Origin of the sequence: Mesorhizobium sp. M7A.F.Ca.CA.003.01.2.1, from assembly GCF_003998945.1 — a bacterium.
Taxonomy (GTDB): Bacteria; Pseudomonadota; Alphaproteobacteria; order Rhizobiales; family Rhizobiaceae; genus Mesorhizobium; species Mesorhizobium ciceri.
The window spans coordinates 1-2,837 of record NZ_RZRA01000767.1; the positions used below are offsets into that span (position 1 = coordinate 1).

The 2,837-nt window shown below is 66.0% G+C and carries 2 protein-coding genes; both read left to right on the forward strand.

The window, feature by feature from the left end; all coding sequences use genetic code 11:
• Positions 1-219 precede the first annotated feature (219 nt).
• Complete coding sequence (locus EN969_RS25180; RefSeq protein WP_013532458.1) at positions 220-2,313, forward strand: ATP-dependent helicase; 2,094 nt, start codon at positions 220-222, stop codon at positions 2,311-2,313.
• Positions 2,314-2,321: 8 nt separating this feature from the next.
• Positions 2,322-2,837, forward strand: a 516-nt coding sequence (locus EN969_RS25185) for a dihydrodipicolinate reductase C-terminal domain-containing protein (protein ID WP_127419488.1), incomplete at its 3' end; no start/stop codon positions are given.

The following is a 2,837-nucleotide window of genomic DNA, read 5'->3' on the forward strand; positions in this document are numbered from 1 at the left end:
CCAGGAAGATGGTCGAAAACGTGCCCGATACGGTCGACCCGCTGCTGTTGCCGCCGTCGCAACCTGATCGCGAGACCTTGCGACGGCAGTCGGCCGACATGGGTGTCGATCCGCAACGCTAGCCGCGATCCCTTCTCTTCAGACCGGCCCCAGTCCTGCATGGGTTAGGTGTGCCCGCATCGATGTTGCGAACAAAGCAGAAACGATGCTTGATGGGCGATGAACCTCGCCACCGCTGATTCGACCTTTCGGGAACCGACCGTCCAGCCTGCCTATCTCGCGCGGCTGAACGATGCCCAGCGCCAGGCCGTCGAGCACGGCGCCGGTCAGATTGCCGGCCCGTTGCTGGTCATTGCCGGCGCCGGATCTGGCAAGACCAACACGCTGGCGCATCGCGTCGCTCATCTGATCGTCAAGGGCGCCGACCCGCGCCGCATCCTGCTGATGACGTTTTCGCGCCGCGCGGCATCCGAAATGGCCAGGCGCGTCGAGCGTATTGCCGGCGAGGTGCTCGGCCGCGATGCAGCCGTCATCACCGATGCGCTGACCTGGGCCGGCACCTTTCACGGCATCGGCGCGCGGCTGTTGCGCGACTATGCGCTGGAGATCGGTCTCGACCCGGCCTTCACCATCCATGATCGCGAGGATTCCGCCGACCTGATGAATCTGGTCCGCCACGAACTCGGCTTCTCGAAGACGGAAGCGCGTTTCCCCACCAAGGGCACTTGCCTTGCCATCTATTCGCGCGCGGTGAACGCGCAGGCGCCGCTCAACGAGGTGTTGGGTTCCGCCTTTCCCTGGTGCGCCGGCTGGGCGGAGCAGCTGAAAGAATTGTTCGCCGGTTATGTCGAGGCCAAGCAGGCGCAAAACGTGCTCGATTACGACGATTTGCTGCTCTACTGGGCGCAGATGGCGGCGGAGCCCGAGATAGCGGCGCATCTGGGCGGGCGTTTCGACCATGTGCTGGTCGACGAATACCAGGACACAAATCGCCTGCAGGCTTCGATCCTCATGGCGCTGAAACCCGACGGCGCCGGGCTGACGGTGGTGGGCGACGATGCGCAATCGATCTATTCGTTCCGCGCCGCCGAGGTTCGCAACATCCTCGACTTCCCCAATCAGTTCGCGCAAGCCGCCGACGTGGTGATGCTGGAGCGCAATTACCGCTCGACCGAGACCATCCTTGCTGCCGCCAACGCGGTGATCGGCGAAGCCTCGGAGCGCTTCACCAAAAACCTGTGGTCGGAGCGCAAATCCAGCGACAGGCCAAAACTGGTGACCGTGCGCGACGAAGTCGAGCAGGCCAATTTCGTCTGCGACACCATCCTGGCCGAGCGCGAGGCGGGCACAGCGCTGAAATCCCAGGCGGTGCTGTTTCGCGCCTCGCATCACAGCGGGCCGCTGGAGATCGAACTGACGCGGCGCAACATTCCCTTCGTCAAATTCGGCGGCCTGAAGTTTCTCGATGCCGCCCACGTCAAGGATGTGCTGGCGGTGCTGCGCTTTGCCGAAAACCCGCGCGACCGGGTCGCCGGTTTTCGCGTATTGCAACTCTTGCCTGGCATCGGCCCTTCGGCCGCCGCGCAGATCGTCGAGACCATGACGACGGCGCTGGACGAGGCCATGGGGCTGGCCGGCTGGCGTCCGCCGCAACGCGCGGCGGACGACTGGCCTGGCTTCGTCGCGCTCTATTCCGGCCTGCGCGCCGGCGCCAGATGGCCGGCCGACCTCGAACAGATCAGGCTGTGGTACGAGCCGCATCTGGAACGCATCCACGAGGACGCGACGACGCGCCGGGCCGACCTGTTGCAACTTGAGCAGATCGGCTCGGGCTATGCCTCGCGCGAGCGCTTCCTGACCGAACTGACGCTCGATCCGCCGGACGCCACCAGCGACCAGGCTGGGCCGCCGCATCGCGACGAGGATTATCTGATCCTGTCGACCATCCACTCGGCCAAGGGCCAGGAGTGGAAAAATGTCTTCGTGCTCAACACCGTCGATGGCTGCATCCCGGCCGATCTCGGCGTCGGCACCAAGGAGGACATCGAGGAGGAGCGCCGGCTGCTCTATGTCGCGATGACACGGGCCAAGGACAATCTCAACCTGGTCATGCCGCAGCGTTTCTTTCCACATGGCCAGGCGGCGCGCGGCGACCGCCATCTCTATGCCTCGCGCACCCGTTTCATCCCGGCCTCGATCCTCGCCGCGTTCGAACAGATGTCGTGGCCAAGCGCGCTGGCCGCGCAGGGCAGGGCGGCCCGGCCGGAGGTGCGCGTCGACATTGGCGCCCGTATGCGCGGCATGTGGAAATAGCCGAGGCCATGCCGCAGCCGCCGATCAGGATCGCCATCGCCGGCGCGCTCGGCCGCATGGGCCGCCAGATGACGGACGCCGTGCGGGTCGATCCACGGCTGGCGCTCGCTGCGCGGTTCCATCGGCCCGGCGCTGCCGGCGATGGGCTGGTCAGCCGCGAGGAGGCGCTTGCCACGGCCGATGTGGTCATCGACTTCACGACGCCGGCGGCCTCGGCTGACCTGGCAAGGTTTTGCGCCGCCCGCGGCGGGCCGGCCCTGGTCATCGGATCGACCGGTTTCGATGCGACTGAATTCGCCGACATCGCCGAGGCCGCGAAGACCATCGCCATCGTGCGCTCCGGCAGCTTTTCGCTGGGGCTGAACATGCTGGTCGGATTGGTCGAACAGGCGGCGACAGCGCTCGATCCCGAAGACTGGGACGCCGAGGTCTTCGAGGCGCATCACCGACACAAGATCGACGCGCCGTCAGGTACCGCTTTGATGCTTGGCCAGGCCGTGGCCGGCGGCCGCAAGGTCGAGCTC

Excerpts from the sequence above, each read along its gene's own strand:
- EN969_RS25180 (WP_013532458.1), top strand. The coding sequence starts at position 220 with ATGAACCTCGCCACCGCTGATTCGACCTTTCGGGAACCGACCGTCCAG.